The organism is Phytohabitans kaempferiae, assembly GCF_042433955.1.
Classification (GTDB): domain Bacteria; phylum Actinomycetota; class Actinomycetes; order Mycobacteriales; family Micromonosporaceae; genus Phytohabitans; species Phytohabitans kaempferiae.
Genome location: NZ_JBHLUH010000013.1, coordinates 112360 through 128338 on the forward strand (window position 1 = coordinate 112360; position 15979 = coordinate 128338).

The following is a 15979-nucleotide window of genomic DNA, read 5'->3' on the forward strand; positions in this document are numbered from 1 at the left end:
ATCAGGCAGAGCGCGCTTGGAGCCTCGTGCCCGCCGGCAGCGAAGCGAGGACGGGCATGAGCGAGTACATCAGGGACGGTGCGGAGATCTACCGGCGGTCGTTCGCGACGATCCGCGCGGAGGCCGACCTCTCCGGGCTCCCCGACGACGTGGCGCGGGTCGCGGTCCGCATGATCCACTCCTGTGGGATGGTCGACCTCGTCGCGGACCTGGCCTGGTCGGCGGGGGCGGTCGCGGCCGGGCGGGCGGCGTTGCGCGCCGGGGCGCCGATCCTCTGCGACGCCGCGATGGTGGCCGCCGGCGTGACCCGCCGCCGCCTGCCCGCCGGCAACGAGGTGGTGTGCACGCTCGGCGACCCGCGCGTGCCGGCGCTCGCCGAGCGGCTCGGCACGACCCGCAGCGCCGCCGCGCTGGAGCTGTGGCGCGACCGGCTCGACGGCGCGCTCGTCGCGGTGGGCAACGCGCCGACCGCGCTCTTCCGCCTGCTGGAGATGGTCGAGGAGGGCGCGGGGCGGCCGGCGGCGGTGCTCGGCATCCCGGTCGGCTTCATCGGCGCGGCGGAGTCCAAGCGCGCGCTCGCCGCCACCGACCTCGAACACCTGGTGGTGCACGGGCGCCGCGGCGGCAGCGCGATGACGGCGGCGGCGGTCAACGCGATCGCCAGCGAGGAGGAGTGATGGGCGCGGGGCGGCTGTACGGCGTGGGGCTCGGTCCCGGCGATCCGGAGCTGGTGACCGTCAAGGCCGCCCGGCTGGTCGAGCGGGCAGACGTGCTGGCGTACCACAGTGCCCGCCACGGCCGCAGCATCGCCCGCGCGGTCGCCGAGCCGTACCTGCGCGCGGGGCAGATCGAGGAGGCGCTGGTCTATCCGGTGACCACCGAGACGACCAACCATCCGGGCGGCTACCGGGGGGCGATCGACGAGTTCTACGCCGAGTGTGCGGCCCGCCTCGCCGCCCACCTCGACGCCGGGCGCGACGTGGTGGTGCTCTGCGAGGGCGACCCGCTCTTCTACGGCTCGTACATGCACATCCACAAGCGACTGTCGCACCGGTACGCCACCGAGGTCGTGCCCGGCGTCACCTCGGTCAGCGCCGCGTCGGCCGTGCTCGGGCGGCCGCTCGTCGAGCGCGACGAGGTGCTCACCGTGCTGCCCGGCACGCTCCCGCCGGACGAACTGGCCCGCCGCCTCGACGGGGAGGGGCCGGCGGCGATCCTCAAACTGGGCCGCACGTTCGGGGCGGTGCGCGAGGCGCTGGCGACGGCGGGGCGGCTGGACGAGGCGTGGTACGTCGAGCGGGCCACCACCGACCGCTCACGCGTCGCCCCGCTGTCTGATGTGGACCCCGCGACGGTGCCGTACTTCTCCCTCGCCGTCCTGCCCAGCCGGGTCGCCGCGCTGCCGCCACCAGCCGTTGCCGGCCGCGAGCGGGACGGCTCCGGCGAGGTGGCCGTGGTCGGCCTGGGCCCTGCCGGTCGGGAGTGGACCACGCCCGAGGCGCAGGCGGTGCTCGCCGACGCGGACGAGCTGGTGGGCTACGGGCCGTACCTCGACCGGGTCCCGCCCAACCCGCGCCAGCGCCGCCATCCCTCGGACAACACGGAGGAGGCCGCGCGGGCCGCGTACGCACTCGACCTCGCCGCGGCCGGATCCCGCGTCGCGGTCGTCTCCTCCGGCGACCCGGGCGTCTTCGCGATGGCGAGCGCGGTGCTGGAGGTGGCCGCCCAGCCCCGGTACGCCGGCGTGCCGGTCCGCGTGGTGCCCGGGCTCACCGCGGCCCAGGCGGTGGCGAGCCGCGCGGGCGCGCCGCTCGGGCACGACTACTGTGTGCTCTCCCTCTCCGACCGCCTCAAGCCGTGGGACGTCATCGCCGATCGGCTCACCGCCGCGGCCCGCGCCGACCTGGTCATCGCCATCTACAACCCCGCCTCGCGGACCCGCACCTGGCAGGTGGAGAAGGCTCGCGACCTCCTGCTCGAACACCGCGCGCCGGACACGCCGGTGGTGATCGGGCGGGACGTGGGCGGACCGGCCGAGGAGGTGCGCGTGGTGCGCCTCGCCGACCTCGACCCGTCCGGCGTCGACATGCGGTGCCTGCTGATCGTCGGCTCCTCCACCACGCGGCAGGGGAGCGGCGGAGCGGTGTTCACGCCGCGCCGGTACCCCTGAGCCATTCGACGGCCTCCTCCACGGTGGAGACCCGGGCCACGCCCTCGGCGAGCGCCGGCCGGTCGACCATCACGACCGGGATGCCCCGCCGCCGGGCCGCGACGAGCTTGGCGGCGGTCATGGTGCCGCCACTGTCCTTTGTGACCAGTACGTCGATCGCGTGCTCCCGCATCAGCTCCGCCTCACCCTCCACCGTGTACGGTCCCCGGTCGAGCAGCAGGTGATGCCGGGCCGGCAGCGGGGGAGCGGGCGGGTCGACGGTACGTACCAGGAAGAGGAGCGGAAGCCCGGCGAAGGCGGCGAGGCTCTGCCGGCCGGTGGTGAGCATGGCGCGCGAGCCGAGCCCCGGGAGCGCGGCGGCGGCCGCCTCGACGCTCGGTACGCGCCGCCAGTCGTCGCCCGGCTCGGCGACCCAGCCGGGGCGGTGCAGGGCGAGCAGCGGCACGCCGGTGGCCCGCGTGGCGGCGACGGCCGAGGCGCTGATCCGGCTCGCGAACGGGTGCGTCGCGTCGACCACCGCCCCCACACGCTCGCGCACCAGCCAGGCGGCCAGCCCGTCCGGCCCGCCGAAGCCGCCGACCCGCACGCCGCCCTCGGGCAGGCGCGGGTCGCGTACCCGGCCGGCGAGCGACGTGACCACCTGCCAGCCGGCCGCGCGCGCCGCCAGGGCACGGGCCTCGCCGGTGCCACCGAGGATGAGCAGCCTTCGCACGGGTCCAGTCTGGCCGTCGACCCCGGAACGCCGCGCGCGGGAGGGTGGGGCATGCTGTGGCGGTGACTCTCCGCTACGGCTGGACCACCGGCGCCTGCGCGACCGCGGCCACGACGGCCGCCTACACGGCGCTGCTCACCGGTGCCTTTCCCGACCCGGTCGAGGTCGTACTGCCGAAGGGGCAACGCCCCACGTTCGCGCTCGCGGTCGAGGAGCTGAGCGGAGAGTCAGTCACCGCAGGCGTCGTGAAGGACGCGGGCGACGACCCGGACGTCACGCACGGTGCGCTCATCCGCGCGACGGTCACGGCCGCCCGGCCGGGCAGCGGCGTGCTCTTCCGGGCCGGGCGGGGCGTCGGCACGGTCACCAAGCCCGGCCTCCCGCTCGCGGTCGGCGAGCCGGCGATCAACCCGGTGCCGCGCCGCATGATGCGCGAGGCGGTCGCGGACGTCGCCGCCCGCCACGGCGGCACCGGCGACGCGCTCGTGGAGATCTCCGTCGACGGCGGCGAGGAGCTGGCCCAGCGCACCTGGAACCCGCGGCTCGGCATCGTGGGCGGGCTCTCCATCCTGGGTACGACCGGTGTGGTGGTGCCGTACTCCTGCTCCGCCTGGATCGACAGCATCCGCCGCGGCATCGACGTGGCCCGCGCGGCCGGCCGGCGGCACGTGGCGGGGTGCACGGGCAGCACGTCCGAGCGGGTCGCCGCCGAGCTTCACGACCTGCCCGAGGACGCGCTGCTCGACATGGGCGACTTCGCCGGCGCGGTGCTCAAGTACCTGCGCCGCCATCCGGTGCCCCGCCTCACCATCGCCGGCGGCATCGGCAAACTGTCCAAACTGGCCGAGGGGCACCTTGACCTCCACTCTGGACGTTCCCAGGTGGACCTTGCGGCGATGGCCGAGACCGTGCGCGCGGCGGGCGGCGACGGCGAGCTGGTGGCCCGCGTCGCCGCCGCCAACACCGCGCTCGAGGCGCTCGGCCACTGCCAGGCCGCGGGGCTGCCGCTCGGCGACCTGATCGCGGAGAAGGCCCGGCGGACCGCCGTCGCGGTGCTCCGCGAGGCGCCCGTCACGGTCGACGTGGTGGTGATCGACCGCGCCGGTACGGTGGTCGGCCGCGCCTAGCGCGGTGACCGCCGACCTTCGCCGCGCCGGGTGACCACCGACTTTTTCGCCGGGCCGGGTGACCGGCGGCCGAAGGTCGCCGGCTGCCCGGTGAACGCCGGCTAGCTGCGGGGACAGAGGCAGAACGGATGCCCGGCGGGGTCGACGAGCACGCGCCACCGGTCACCGCCCGGCTGGAACTCCGGCTTGGTCGCGCCGGCCGAGAGGCATAGCTCCTCCGCCTTGTCGAGGTCGTCCACTCCGAAGTCGAAGTGGAACTGCTTGGTGCCGCCCGGGTTGGGCCACGCCGGCGCCTGGTAGCCCTCGACGCGCCCGAACCCGATCGACGTGGTGCCGTCGCTGACCATGGCGTACTCGGCCTCGCTGTGGGTCACCTCCCAGCCCAGCACCTGGTGGTAGAACTCCGCGAGCGCGGCCGGGTCGGGGCTGTCGAGGTTGACCATGATGAGGCTGGCGATTCCTGTCATGCCCCCACCCTCGCTGGTGGTGACTGACACCTCGTGTCAGGTTATTCGCACGCGATCCCGTCGCCGTCGCGGTCGAGGTCATAGATGTCGTCGCCGATCACTCTGACCGGCCCGCTGACGTACGCCGGGCCGTTGCCGCCCCCGCCCGCGCAGTCGACGTCGCTGGCGATCGGCACGCAGCCGCTGTAGTTGGGGTCGCACTGGCGGGTCGGCTTCTTCGTGCCGACCACCGTGACCTCGGTGACCGGCTGCTTGGTGACCGCCTCCCGGAGCAGCTTGCGGCCGGTTTCCTTCCCGTCGGTGTACGTCACCTCGTAGGTCAGCGTCTTCACTCCCGTGACCCCCTTGGTCCGCACCTTGCGCGTGCCCTCGGCGAGGGAGGAGTCCTTGACGGTGCTCCGCTTGAAGGCGATCTTCTGCGTCACCGTCACCTCCTTGACCTCCAGCACGGGCGAGGGCGTCGCCGCCGGCGAGGGCTGGGCGACGGTGGTGGGCTCCTCGCTCGGCGTCTCCTCGGTGGTCACGACCTCCGCTGCTGTGTTCTCCGACTCGAGGGCGCGCTCTGTTCGGGACGGCTCGGCGGAGGCGCATGCCACCAGTAAGCCGGCGGCACAGGCGATGGCGGCGGCCCGGAGCAGTACCTTTCGTACCCTCATGTGTGTCCCCCTGGTTTGTGAGGGCACGTACGGTACATCCGGTCGTGGCGAGATCACCGTCGGTCGTTGATGCGGTCCACGCGACCCGACCGGAACCGTCCGCCGCGACACCGCCCACCCTCTGTGGACACTCGGCCGTCGGCAGTGGACAGACGACCGCCCCGCCCTCCGCCGATCAAGGAGGCGGCCTCGCCACTCCGGCCACGCATAGGCTGAACCGGTGGACCGCGACCGCGCGGCCCGGGTTCTGCCATGCTGACGTCGTGGCTGAGCACGATCGGAGTGATGAGGTCCAGCGCCTCCTCGACGACCTGTGCGTCAACCTCGGGTTCTGCCTGCCGCGCGAGGAGCAGCGCCGGTTGCGGGTCTCACCGCCTCCCGACGCGGAGAGCTTCACCGTCGCGGTGTTCGAGGCCGAAGGGCTGGACCCCCGCCAAGACAAGCGGCTCTACCGAGACGTGCGGGACACGATTGATCAGCACATGCGCCGGTGGCCCGAGACGAACGCGAACTGATCACCTGACGGACCGGTGCCCGGGGCTGCGGCCCGCCAACGGGGTAACCGCTTCGGGTGTTTCGTGTCTACGGCCAACTCGCGCGGAGCGGGGCTGGGCGCATCGGTGCGCCCAGCTCGAAAGCCTCTCCGACACGGCGCCCGCCCGCCACCGCAAGCCGGGTCTGGGATGGGGTGTGGGAGGTGTGTGCGGCTGCCCGCCGCCCGTGCTGCGCGCGAACATGGCCTGCCGGGTCCCGGCGACTCTCCGTGTCGCCGAGCCCGCATGGAATCGCGATCGAGACGACTTATGGCGCCACCGGCGCGACAACTCTGCCCGCGAACCGGTCGCGCAGCGAGCCGCGCGCTGGCCGCGCGCGCGATGTGCCGGGGCGGGCGTGACGTGGGCGGTCAGCGGGTGCGGGCGGCCGAGTACAGGTGGCTGTCCGGGAAGTCGGCGGCGGTCAGCGTGCGGCCGACCACGACGACCGCGGTGCGGCGTACGTCGGCTTCGGCCACCTGGGCGGCGATGGTGGCGAGCGACCCGCGCAGGATGACCTCGTCGGGGCGGGAGGCGTACGCGACCACGGCGGCCGGGCAGTCGGCGCCGTAGAAGGGGGTGAGGGCGGCCACGATGTCGTCGATGCGGTGTACGGCCAGGTGGAGCACGAGCGTCGCGTGGCTGGCGGCGAGCGTGGCCAGGTCTTCGCTGGCCGGCATGGGGGTGGCCTGGCCGGACACGCGGGTGAGGACCACGGTCTGGCCCACGCCGGGCACGGTGAGTTCGCGGCCGAGGGAGGCGGCGGCCGCGGCGAAGGCGGGTACGCCGGGGGTGACGTCGTAGGGGATGCCGGCCGCGTCGAGGCGGCGCATCTGCTCGGCCATCGCGCTGAAGATCGAGGGGTCGCCGGAGTGGAGGCGGGCCACGTCGTGGCCGGCGGCGTGGGCGGTGGCCATCTCGGCGACGATCTCGTCGAGCGTGAGGTTGGCGGTGTCCACCTTGCGGGCGCCGGGCGGGCAGGCGTCGAGGAGGGCGGCGGGCACGAGGCTGCCGGCGTAGAGGCAGACCGGGCTCGCCGCGATCAGGTCACGGCCGCGGACGGTGATCAGGTCGGCCGCGCCCGGGCCGGCGCCGATGAAGTGGACCGTCACCGGGCGGGCTCCTCGGTGCGGACCGCCGCCCACTGGACCACGGGCAGCGCGGGGCGCCAGGCGGTGAAGCCGCCGACCGGGCCGGCCCGGCTCACCTCGATCCTCGTGAGGTCGCCGCCCATCTTGGCGTGCCACGCCGCCAGGATCGCCTCCGACTCCAGGGTCACCGCGTTGGCGACCAGGCGGCCGCCGGGCGCCAGGGCGGACCAGCACGCCTCGACCATGCCGGGCTCGGTGAGGCCGCCGCCGACGAAGACCGCGTCGGGGCGGGGGAGCGCGTCCAGCGCCGCGGGGGCTCGGCCCTCCACAATCGACAGTCCGGGTACGCCGAGGGCCGCCGCGTTGGTGCGGACGCGCGCGGCGCGGGACGGGTCGGCCTCGACCGCCACCGCGCGGCAGGAGGGGTGCGCGCGCATCCACTCGATCGCGATGCTGCCCGCTCCCGCGCCCACGTCCCACAGCAACTGGCCGGGGACGGGGGCGAGGCGGGCGAGGGAGATCGCGCGTACCTCGCGCTTGGTGAGCTGTCCATCGTGTACGTACGCGTCGTCGGGCAGGCCAGGCTGGGCGGGCAGCACGGCCGACCCCACGCACTCGACGGCGACGATCGTGAGCGGGTCGCCCGGCGGCCAGCCGGACGCGGCGGTGCCCCGGACCACGCGCTCCCGTGGGCCGCCCAGCTGTTCGAGGACGGTCAAGCCACTCGCCTCGTACCCACGGCTGGAAAGCAGGCCCGCGACGGTGGCGGCGCCCGCCCCCAGGACGAGCAGGCGGCGGCCCGGGGTGATCCTGGGGTGCAGCAGCTCGGGCGGGCGGCCGACCAGGCCGACGACCTCGACCTCCTCCATGGCCCAGCCGAGGCGGGCGCAGGCGAGCGAGATCGACGAGGCGGCCGGGAGCACGGTGACCCGCTCGGGGCCGAGGGCGCGCAGGATGGCGGCGCCGATGCCGTGGTGCATCGGGTCGCCGCTGGCCAGCACGCACGCCCGCCGACCCCGCTGCGCGCCGAGGAGGCCGGGGAGCGCGGGCATCAGCGGCGAGGGCCACGGGAGGCGTTCGCCGCCGGCGTGGTCGGGCACGAGCGCGAGCTGGCGGCGGCTGCCCAGCAGCACCTCCGCGGAGAGCACCGCGGCCTGGGCGGTCTCGGACAGGCCGGCCCAGCCGTCCGCGCCGATGCCGACCACGACGACCTCAGACATTGCCGAGCGTCCGGGTCACGGTGATCTCGATCACCACGCGCCTGGGGTTGGCGCGGGGGACGCGGTAGCGCGCGGCGTAGCGGCGTTCGGCGTCGGCGACCGAGGCCGGGTCGTCGCGGACCACCGCCCGCCCCTCCAGCGTCGACCACCGGCGGCCGTCGACCTGGCAGACGGCGACCCGTCCGGTGGCGGCGGCGTTGCGGGCCTTGCGCGAGTCGCCCGAGGTGATGATCCGGGCGATGCCGGCCTCCGGGTCGAGCGTCACGCCGGCCGGGGTCACGTGTGGCGAGCCGTCCGGGCGCAGCGTGGTCACCGTGCACAGGTGCCGCTCGCGCCAGAATTCCCGGAAAGCCTCGCCGCCCAACATCAGGAGGACACTAGCTCAGGGGGCTGTCCCGCCGGTCAGGCCGGCCCGGGCGCTAGCCCAGCCGGAAGTCGACGACTCGTACGGGCGACGGGGCCGAGCCGCTGGAGCGCCGCTGGTAGAGGACGGAGAGCACGCCCTCGATCCGCTGCTGGACGAAGTTTCAGACGCACTGGGTGAAGCGCCCCGGCACGTAGCTGATGATCACGTGCCGCGTACTGGTGGCCGGCGTGCGTGATGATGCCGCTCTGCTCGATCAGTCTCGCAGCACCTTGGAGAGTTGGTCGCGGAACCGCCGCTCCGGCTCGGTGACCAGGTCGCCGCCGATGCCCAGCATCCCGCCGGAGGGGGCCGCGGTCACCACCTGCTCGGCGATGCCGACCAGCCAGTGCGCGTACGCCCCGGCCTCGCCCGCGTCGACCTTGGCGCGCAGCAGGGCGGAAGCCTGCCCGGCCTGGTCGAGCACGTCGGCGATGTAGGCGGCCGGGTCTTCCGGGCTGATGAGCGGCAGCTCCTCGCCGGTCTCCGGGTCGCCGGCTCGCGTCACGACCTCCCGCGACACCGCGGCGACGAGCTGGCTCGCGCCCTCCCGGCCGGCGGCGACCGCCTCCAGCCCGGCCGCGCTCTCGGCCAGCGTGCGGCGCGTGCCGTCGGACTCGGCCGCGCTGGCGGCGGTGAGCACCGCGAGCGGGAGGCCGGTGAGCAGGCCCCACTCCTCGTCGGAGAAGCCGAGCGTCGAGTAAACCGGTTGTTCCGTCACGAGAGCAGCCTTTCTGCGGGTCTCGGCACAGGTTAGAGTCAGCCCGCCTCCGCCACCAGCAACCCCTGGTCGCGGACGACTGGCACGGACAGCGTCTTGTACCCGACGTCGTCGAACAGAACCGTCATCCTGTCCGACTCGTACGCCAGCACCATGCCAACGCCCCACTCGGCGTGTCGCACCGTGCTGTGCAACGGGAACGGGCCGCGCTCGGCCCGGACCGGCCGGCTCTGCCCGGCCGCGCAGTTGTCGCAGTGGCCGCAGGGGCGTGCCATGTGCTCGCCGAAGTACGCGAGCAGCACCTGCCCGCGGCACGACCCGCTCTCCGCGAACGCGCGCATCATGTCGGTGCGCGACCGCTGCACCGCCTGCTGCCGCTCCGCCTCGGCCAGGGCGGCCCGGGCGGCGGCCACCGGCTCGGGGGCGAGGCGGGGCGCGGTCAGCTTCTGCCCCGCGGTGGTGGCGGCGCCGACCTGCTCCAGCAGCCCGGTTAGCTGCCCCAGCTTGCGGGCGCCGAGGCCGGTGCGCTCGCGCAGCGCGGTGCGGGTCAGCGGGCCGGTACGCAGCACCGCCGCCAGGTCGCGCAGCTCGGTCTCGTTCGGCGCCCCGCCGGTGAAGAAGCGTTGGAGTCCCACGTCTTCGGCCCGCCACAGCAGCAGCGCCCGCGCCGGCGCGCCGTCCCGCCCCGCGCGGCCGATCTCCTGCTGGTAGCTGTCCGGCGAGTCGGGCAGCGCCATGTGCGCGACCCACCGGATGTCCGGCTTGTCGATGCCCATCCCGAAGGCCGAGGTCGCCACCATCACCGGTACGTCGCCGGCGAGGAAGTCCCGGTGCCGCCGCTCGCGCACGCCGGCCGCCATCCCGCCGTGGTACGCCTCCGCGGCGAACCCGGCCGCCGACAGCCGCTCGCCCAGCTCCTCGGCCGCGCGGCGGGTCGGCACGTACACGATGCCGGGGCGCTCGTCCTCCTGGAGCAGCGCGACCAGGCGGCGCCAGCGGTACTCCTCGTCGGGGCAGTGCGCCACCTCGAGGAAGAGGTTTGCGCGGTCGAGCCCGGAGACCACGACGAGCGGGTCGCGCAGCCGGAGGCGGTCGACGATGTCGTCGCGTACCGGCGGCGAGGCGGTGGCGGTCAGCGCGACCACCGGCGGGCGGCCGAGCCCTTCGACGAGGTGGCCGAGCGCCAGGTAGTCGGGGCGGAAGTCGTAGCCCCACGCGGAGATGCAGTGCGCCTCGTCGACCGCGACCAGGGCCGGGCGGAGGGCCTTCACCTCGGCGAGCCGCTCCGGCTGGGCGAGCTGCTCGGGCGTGATGAAGAGGAAGCGGGCCAGCCCCTTGCGCACCGCCTCCAGGGCGGCGGAGCGCTGGGCGGGCGTCTCCGCCGAGCTGACCCGCACGGCGGTCACGCCGGCGCGGTCGTTGAGGGCGTTGATCTGGTCCTGCTGGAGGGCGAGCAGGGGCGAGATCACGACGGTCGGCCCGGACAGCATCATGGCCGGTACCTGGTAGACGGCGGACTTGCCGCCGCCGGTGGGGAGCACGACCAGCGCGTCCCGGCCGCGCAGCACCGCGCGCATGGGGGCGAGCTGGCCCGGGCGCAGGCGGCGCCAGCCGAAGTGGGTGCGGGCGGCCCGGCGCAGCCGCCGGGAGAGCGGAAGGGGAAGTCTCATGGCGCCGCCATCGTGCCCCGCGCGCTCCGCCCGCAAACAGGCCGGCCTATGCCGCGTCCTCCGGACGGACCGGACCCTCGCCCGGCTGCGCCTCCGGGCAGCGCAGCCGCAGGTGCTGGCGGCCGAAGGGCTTGTCGATCAGCCAGCAGTGGTGTGGCTCGTCGGTGCCCGGATGCGCGTAGCCGTCAAAGAAACGGCAGGTCACGCACATCTTGGTGACCGGGATCTGGCCCTCCTGCTGCATCCGGCGGATATGGCCGGAGACCACGCCGAGCAGCTGGTGGTGCCCCTCCTGGTCGAGGTTGTGCAACTCGGCGAGCAGGTCGGCGGCCCAGTTGAGCAGCTCGGGCGACTGGGCGCGGCCCGCCTCGGTCAACGAGATCCGCACCGCGTGCGGCGCGTACGAGGGAGACGGGTCGACGCTCACCAGCCCTTCGCGGGCCAGCGTGGCGATCGCCGACATCGTCGCGTGTGTCGTCATGTTGAGGTCGGCCGAGAGGTCGGAGAGCGGGTAGACCTCGCTGCGGCGGCTCAGCAGCAGCAACACTTGCTGCTGCGCGATGGTGCGCTCAAACTCGGCCGGGCGCTCGGTGGCCTGGACGGCGACCGCGACGCGGGTCAGGCCCGTGGCGAGCTGGCGGGTAGAGGTTTCCAGGTCCACGCCTATCTATCCCTGGTTGGTGACGATTCGGGGGGAGGGGGAGGTAACACCGTTCGTACCGGCCGCCACGTTACTCCAGCGGTACGTGGTGAGACAGTCACAGACGCGCGGCGGTTTCCTGACCGGGCGCTACTGTCCACCGTCGCTGAACAGCGCGTGTGCGCTCACTTGCGGCTGCCGAACATGGACCGGATCGCGGCCAGCAGCAGGAGCCCGCCGAGGATCGCCCCGACGACGCGGACGGCCGGGATGTCGAACCAGCTCCGGTCCTCGGCGGCGAGGGTGGCGGCCGAGAGCAAGACGTCCATCCGCGCACTCTTTCATGTCGAGGCAAGAAATCGCGGCCTGGCGCCCCCCGTTCGTGGTCATACCGGTACAAACGCCTGCCCGTCTAGTGAGACTTAATAGAAAGGTTTATTGACTATTTCCGGGAACCGGTGTGACCATGGCATCTACCCGCCGCCCTGGCGGGATCTGTCCACTTTGGAGTACGGGGGTCACATGTCGGAGACCAGCCGGGACCTGATCCGCCTGGCCGGCGCGGTGTTGCAGCCAGGTTTCGAGGGGACGCTCCCTCCACCCTGGGTGCGCCGCTGGCTCGGTGAGGGACTGGGGGGCGTGGCCCTCTTCGGCCGCAACATCGCCAGCCCCGCCCAGGTCGCCGAACTGACCGCCGCGCTGCGCGCCGAACGACCCGACGTGATCGTCGCGGTCGACGAGGAGGCCGGCGACGTCACCCGCTTCGAGACCTGGCAGGGCAGCTCGCGCCCGGGCAACCTCGCGCTTGGCGCGGTCGACGACGTGGCGGTGACCGAGGCCGTCGCCCGCGACCTGGGCCACGACCTGGCCGCCGCGGGCATCACGCTGGACTACGCGCCGGACGCGGACGTCAACAACAATCCGGACAACCCGGTCATCGGCGTGCGGGCCTTCGGCGCCGACCCGGCCCTGGTCGCCCGGCACACGGCCGCCTGGATCACCGGCCTCCAGTCGGCCGGCGTCGCCGCCTGCGCCAAGCACTTCCCCGGGCACGGCGACACCAGCGTCGACTCGCATGTGGACGTGCCCCGGATCGGGTCGTCCCGGTCCGAGCTGGACGAGCGGGAGCTGCCGCCGTTTCGGGCCGCGATCGCCGCGGGCGTACAGGCGGTCATGACCGGCCACCTGCTCGTACCCGCCGTCGACCCGGACCGGCCGGCGACCCTGAGCCGGCGCGTGCTCACCGACCTGCTCCGCGACGAGATGGGCTTCGCCGGCACCGTCATCACCGACGGCATCGAGATGAAGGCGCTCACCACGCGGTACGGGCTGGAGGGCGCCGCCGTGCTCGCCCTCGCCGCCGGCGTCGACGCGATCTGCGTGGGCGGCGACCACGCCGACGAGGCCACCGCCACGCGGCTGCGGGACGCGATCGTGGCCGCGGTCGCCGCCGGCGAGCTGCCCGAGGAGCGGCTGGCCGAGGCGGCGAAGCGGGTCGAGCAGCTGGCAGCCTGGACCGCGCAGGCCCGGGCCGCCGCGGTGCCCGCCCGGCCGGACGGTACCCCGGTCGGCCTCGCCGCCGCCCGCCGCGCCGTACGGGTCTCCGGTGCCACCTCCGCCCTGCCGCTGGCCGCGCCGCCGCACGTGGTGGAGTTCGAGCCGCCGCGCAACTTCGCGATCGGCGCCGAGACGCCGTGGGGCGTCGCCGTACCGCTGGCGGCCCTGCTGCCCGGCACGACCGGCGCGCGGCTCTCCGCCGAGGAGGCCGGCACCGACTTCCTCGCCGCCGCCAGCGGGCGCCCGCTGGTGATCGTCGTCCGCGACGTCCACCGGTACGACTGGATGGCGCGCGCCGTCGCCATCGCGCTCGCCGCCCGCCCGGACACGGTCGTGGTGGAGATGGGCGTACCCGTCTCGGTGGTGGGCGCGACCCACGTGGCCACGTACGGCGCCACGCGCGCCAACGGCGAGGCCGCGGCGGAGGTTCTGGCCGGGCGCTGAGGGCCGGCGGGGAAACACTGTCCACAGCGGAGGGTGCCCCCACGGATACGCGTAGTGGCGCTATCGTCCTTGCGTGGCCTCCCACTGGCAGCGCGCGCCGATGGTGCCGTCGTGGATCCGTTGGCTGCCATGCTCGTTCGCCTACCTCACGGTCGTCCCCGATCCGCATCGCTTCCCGCGCGAGGCGTGGTCGATGCTGCCGTGGGACAAGGCGGTCTGGTGCGACCCGGGCTCGGTCGACGACTGGATCGCCCAGGCCCAGCGCCACCATCCGCGCCGCGAGGCCCTGCACGCCGAGCTGCACGCCCGCGAGCACTACGACCGGGTCGTGCGCGTGCGGGCCGCGCGGGTGGAGCTGTTCGGCGAGATGTGCCGCCGCCGCGGGCTGCCGGTGCCGCACACGCTGGAGGAGCTGCTGGCCTGCCTGGTCGGGTTCGGACTGTTCGAGGTGGACGGTGAGTGGCTGGCGCCCCGCCTCGAGCAAAACCCGATCGACGTGCTGCCGCTGCTCGGTGCCGAGATCCTGACCGAGGAGCGGGCCCAGCAGGACGACCGCACCATCCTCGTCGCCATCGCCGTGCGTGAGCTGGCCGAGCGGAGCCGCCGGCGGTGGCGGCGCCGGCAGGTCACCACCGAGCTGCGTGTGCTGGCGGAGGCGATGCGCATGTCCGAGCCGGAGGTGCGGCGGGCACTGACCCAGCTCGGCGAGCTGGCCGGCCTCGACGTCGAGCCGCCGGCGGCGGTGGCGACTGGCCGGGTGCGCATAACGGTGTCGTGGCCCGCGTTCGCCCGCCGCTTCCCCTTCGCCGACCTGCCCGCGCCAGAGCACGCGGTCTGAGGGGCGCGGTGCCGCCGCCAGGGTTTCTCACCATCAACACGTACCCTTGGCGCCGTGACGAAGCGACTGACCGCCCGAGTGGCGATCGGCTTGGCCCTCGCCGCCGCCGTGCTGACCGGATGCAGCTCCGAAGGGGCTGACACCAACTGTGGACTCGACCAGTGCACAGTGACCTTCGACCGAGGTGTCGAGGCACAAGCCAGCGTGCTGGGCATCGACGCCAAGCTCATCGGAGCCGAGGGTGACCAGGTGACCGTCGAGGTGGCCGGCGAGCAGCTCACGCTGACCGTCGGGCAGCAGGGCACGGAGGTCGGCGGCTTCAACGTGACCGTGGAGAGCGTCACCGACAGCAACGTCGTCGTCAAGATCGCCCACTAGCGCCTCTCTCCTCGTCCGGCTCGGCTCCCGAGGAGGAGAGGAAACAGGCCATTGGGTGGGTTGCTCCCTGTTTGATCGGGCATCGTGACGGTCGGGCCCGATGCGAAGGGGAGGCGGCGTGAACTCTGCGCTCTGGACGATCACGGCGACCCTCGGCGCCGCGGTGGTCGCCCTCGCGGTGGTGGAGGTCGCCCACCGGATCGTCCGGCGGCTCGGGCATCGTTCGCTCCTCCTGCGCGAGCTCGCCGACCACGCCTACCGGCCGTTCCAGGTGGCGATCACCTCCCTCGCCGTCGAGGCGGCCGTGCGCGCCACCGGGGGCGACTTCGCCGGCCGTGACCACGTGCTGCACCTGCTGGTGCTCGTGGTGATCACCGCCTTCGCCTGGCTGCTCGGCTCGCTGGCGCTGGCGTTCGAGGACGTGGCGCTCACCCGGTTCCGCACCGACGTGCCGGACAACCTGCGCGCCCGCAAGCTCCAGACACAGGTGCAGGTGCTCCGCCGGGTGACGGTCGCGGCGGTCGTCGTGGTCACGGTCGGCGTGATGCTGATGACCTTCCCCAACGTGCGGACCATCGGCGCCAGCCTGCTCGCCTCGGCCGGCATCATCGGCGTCGTGGCCGCGCTCGCCGCGCAGAGCACGCTCAGCAACATCTTCGCCGGGCTCCAGCTCACGTTCAGCGACGCGCTCCGCATCGACGACGTGGTGGTGGTCGAGGAGGAGTGGGGCCGGATCGAGGCGCTCACGCTCACCCACGTCGTCGTACAGATCTGGGACGACCGGCGACTGATCATGCCGAGCACGTACTTCACCACTCGCCCGTTCGAGAACTGGACCCGTACCGGCTCGGCGGTCCTCGGCACCGCGGAGTTCGACCTGGACTGGTCGGTGCCGGTACAGGACATGCGCGAGGAACTGCGCGTGCTGCTGGAGGGGAGCCAGCTCTGGGACGGGCGGGTCTGCGTGCTCCAGGTGACCGACGCGGTGGGCGGCATGATCCGGGTACGGGCCCTGGTGAGCGCGAACGACGCCCCGACCCTGTGGGACCTGCGCTGCCTCGTTCGCGAGCACTTCGTCGCGTGGGTACGGGACCGCCAGCCCACCTCGCTGCCCCGGATACGTACCGAGGTCGGCGATGGGGGATCCAACCGCCTCGCCTGGCAGTGGGTCCGCCCCACCGGCCCGCACGAGGTCCGCCCGGCGGCCCCGGCCGCCCCCACGCAACCGGACGACGATGCCCGGGTCTTCGGCGGCAGTCCCGAGGGCGACGCCCGCGCGGCCGACTTCGAGGGCCCGCCCGATTTGCCCGAGCCGGGCGAGGAGCGGCCCTGAGCTGGGCGGCGCCGACACG

At 74.0% G+C, this 15979-nt stretch carries 18 protein-coding genes; 8 read left to right on the forward strand and 10 right to left on the reverse strand.

What is annotated here, in order from left to right:
* Positions 1 to 56: 56 nt before the first annotated feature.
* Together ACFFIA_RS12240 and ACFFIA_RS12245 are read left to right on the forward strand one after the other, a co-directional pair.
* Positions 57 to 677, forward strand: coding sequence for a precorrin-8X methylmutase (locus ACFFIA_RS12240; protein WP_377249972.1), 621 nt, complete (start codon positions 57 to 59; stop codon positions 675 to 677).
* Positions 677 to 2170: a precorrin-2 C(20)-methyltransferase gene (locus ACFFIA_RS12245; RefSeq protein WP_377249975.1), complete on the forward strand. Its 1494-nt coding sequence runs from the start codon at positions 677 to 679 to the stop codon at positions 2168 to 2170. The genes ACFFIA_RS12240 and ACFFIA_RS12245 overlap by 1 nt, the downstream gene beginning before the upstream one ends.
* Here the strand turns inward: ACFFIA_RS12245 and ACFFIA_RS12250 are convergent.
* On the reverse strand, positions 2148 to 2882 hold the full coding sequence (locus tag ACFFIA_RS12250; protein WP_377249978.1) for a cobalt-precorrin-6A reductase: 735 nt from the start codon (positions 2880 to 2882) through the stop codon (positions 2148 to 2150). The two genes, ACFFIA_RS12245 and ACFFIA_RS12250, sit on opposite strands and share 23 nt — an antisense overlap.
* A 62-nt stretch (positions 2883 to 2944) precedes the next feature.
* On the opposite strand from ACFFIA_RS12250, the gene ACFFIA_RS12255 reads away from it, so the two are divergent.
* On the forward strand, positions 2945 to 4009 hold the full coding sequence (locus ACFFIA_RS12255; protein WP_377249981.1) for a cobalt-precorrin-5B (C(1))-methyltransferase: 1065 nt from the start codon (positions 2945 to 2947) through the stop codon (positions 4007 to 4009).
* Between the two features lie 101 nt (positions 4010 to 4110).
* On the opposite strand, the gene ACFFIA_RS12260 is transcribed toward ACFFIA_RS12255, so the two are convergent.
* Entirely contained in the window at positions 4111 to 4476 is a 366-nt protein-coding gene (locus ACFFIA_RS12260) for a VOC family protein (RefSeq protein WP_377249984.1), read from the reverse strand.
* Positions 4477 to 4517: 41 nt separating this feature from the next.
* Positions 4518 to 5132 (reverse strand): G5 domain-containing protein, encoded by a 615-nt coding sequence (locus ACFFIA_RS12265; protein ID WP_377249987.1) that lies wholly within the window; start codon positions 5130 to 5132, stop codon positions 4518 to 4520.
* A 263-nt stretch (positions 5133 to 5395) separates the two neighbouring features.
* Between ACFFIA_RS12265 and ACFFIA_RS12270 the strand changes: the two genes are divergently transcribed.
* The gene (locus tag ACFFIA_RS12270; protein WP_377249989.1) at positions 5396 to 5647 is read left to right on the forward strand and encodes a hypothetical protein; all 252 of its coding nucleotides are present in this window, start codon (positions 5396 to 5398) and stop codon (positions 5645 to 5647) included.
* 389 nt (positions 5648 to 6036) lie between these two features.
* Here the strand turns inward: ACFFIA_RS12270 and cobM are convergent, their stop codons facing one another.
* From cobM to ACFFIA_RS12305, 7 genes are all read right to left on the reverse strand, one after another.
* A complete protein-coding gene (gene cobM, locus ACFFIA_RS12275; protein WP_377249991.1) occupies positions 6037 to 6777 on the reverse strand; it encodes a precorrin-4 C(11)-methyltransferase in 741 nt (246 codons plus the stop codon).
* On the reverse strand, positions 6774 to 7976 hold the full coding sequence (gene cbiE, locus ACFFIA_RS12280) for a precorrin-6y C5,15-methyltransferase (decarboxylating) subunit CbiE (protein ID WP_377249993.1): 1203 nt from the start codon (positions 7974 to 7976) through the stop codon (positions 6774 to 6776). Before cbiE ends, cobM begins: the two co-directional genes overlap by 4 nt.
* Positions 7969 to 8343, reverse strand: a complete 375-nt coding sequence (locus tag ACFFIA_RS12285; protein ID WP_377249995.1) for a PPOX class F420-dependent oxidoreductase — start codon at positions 8341 to 8343, stop codon at positions 7969 to 7971. The genes cbiE and ACFFIA_RS12285 overlap by 8 nt, the downstream gene beginning before the upstream one ends.
* Positions 8344 to 8596: 253 nt before the next feature.
* Positions 8597 to 9100, reverse strand: a complete 504-nt coding sequence (locus tag ACFFIA_RS12290; RefSeq protein ID WP_377249997.1) for a hypothetical protein — start codon at positions 9098 to 9100, stop codon at positions 8597 to 8599.
* A 38-nt stretch (positions 9101 to 9138) separates the two neighbouring features.
* The gene (locus ACFFIA_RS12295) at positions 9139 to 10770 is read right to left on the reverse strand and encodes a RecQ family ATP-dependent DNA helicase (protein ID WP_377249999.1); all 1632 of its coding nucleotides are present in this window, start codon (positions 10768 to 10770) and stop codon (positions 9139 to 9141) included.
* A 46-nt stretch (positions 10771 to 10816) separates the two neighbouring features.
* Complete coding sequence (locus ACFFIA_RS12300; RefSeq protein ID WP_377250002.1) at positions 10817 to 11431, reverse strand: winged helix DNA-binding protein; 615 nt, start codon at positions 11429 to 11431, stop codon at positions 10817 to 10819.
* 164 nt (positions 11432 to 11595) lie between these two features.
* Entirely contained in the window at positions 11596 to 11739 is a 144-nt protein-coding gene (locus ACFFIA_RS12305) for a hypothetical protein (protein ID WP_377250004.1), read from the reverse strand.
* A gap of 193 nt (positions 11740 to 11932) precedes the next feature.
* Between ACFFIA_RS12305 and ACFFIA_RS12310 the strand changes: the two genes are divergently transcribed.
* The 4 genes from ACFFIA_RS12310 (at position 11933) to ACFFIA_RS12325 (ending at position 15960) form a co-directional block, all read left to right on the forward strand.
* The gene (locus ACFFIA_RS12310; protein WP_377250007.1) at positions 11933 to 13411 is read left to right on the forward strand and encodes a glycoside hydrolase family 3 protein; all 1479 of its coding nucleotides are present in this window, start codon (positions 11933 to 11935) and stop codon (positions 13409 to 13411) included.
* A gap of 73 nt (positions 13412 to 13484) precedes the next feature.
* Positions 13485 to 14249 carry a DUF6042 family protein gene (locus tag ACFFIA_RS12315; RefSeq protein WP_377250010.1) on the forward strand — a complete coding sequence of 255 codons (765 nt, stop codon included), beginning with the start codon at positions 13485 to 13487 and terminating at the stop codon, positions 14247 to 14249.
* Positions 14250 to 14303: 54 nt separating this feature from the next.
* Positions 14304 to 14627 carry a hypothetical protein gene (locus ACFFIA_RS12320; RefSeq protein ID WP_377250012.1) on the forward strand — a complete coding sequence of 108 codons (324 nt, stop codon included), beginning with the start codon at positions 14304 to 14306 and terminating at the stop codon, positions 14625 to 14627.
* Between the two features lie 118 nt (positions 14628 to 14745).
* The gene (locus tag ACFFIA_RS12325) at positions 14746 to 15960 is read left to right on the forward strand and encodes a mechanosensitive ion channel family protein (protein ID WP_377250014.1); all 1215 of its coding nucleotides are present in this window, start codon (positions 14746 to 14748) and stop codon (positions 15958 to 15960) included.
* Positions 15961 to 15979: the final 19 nt, after the last annotated feature.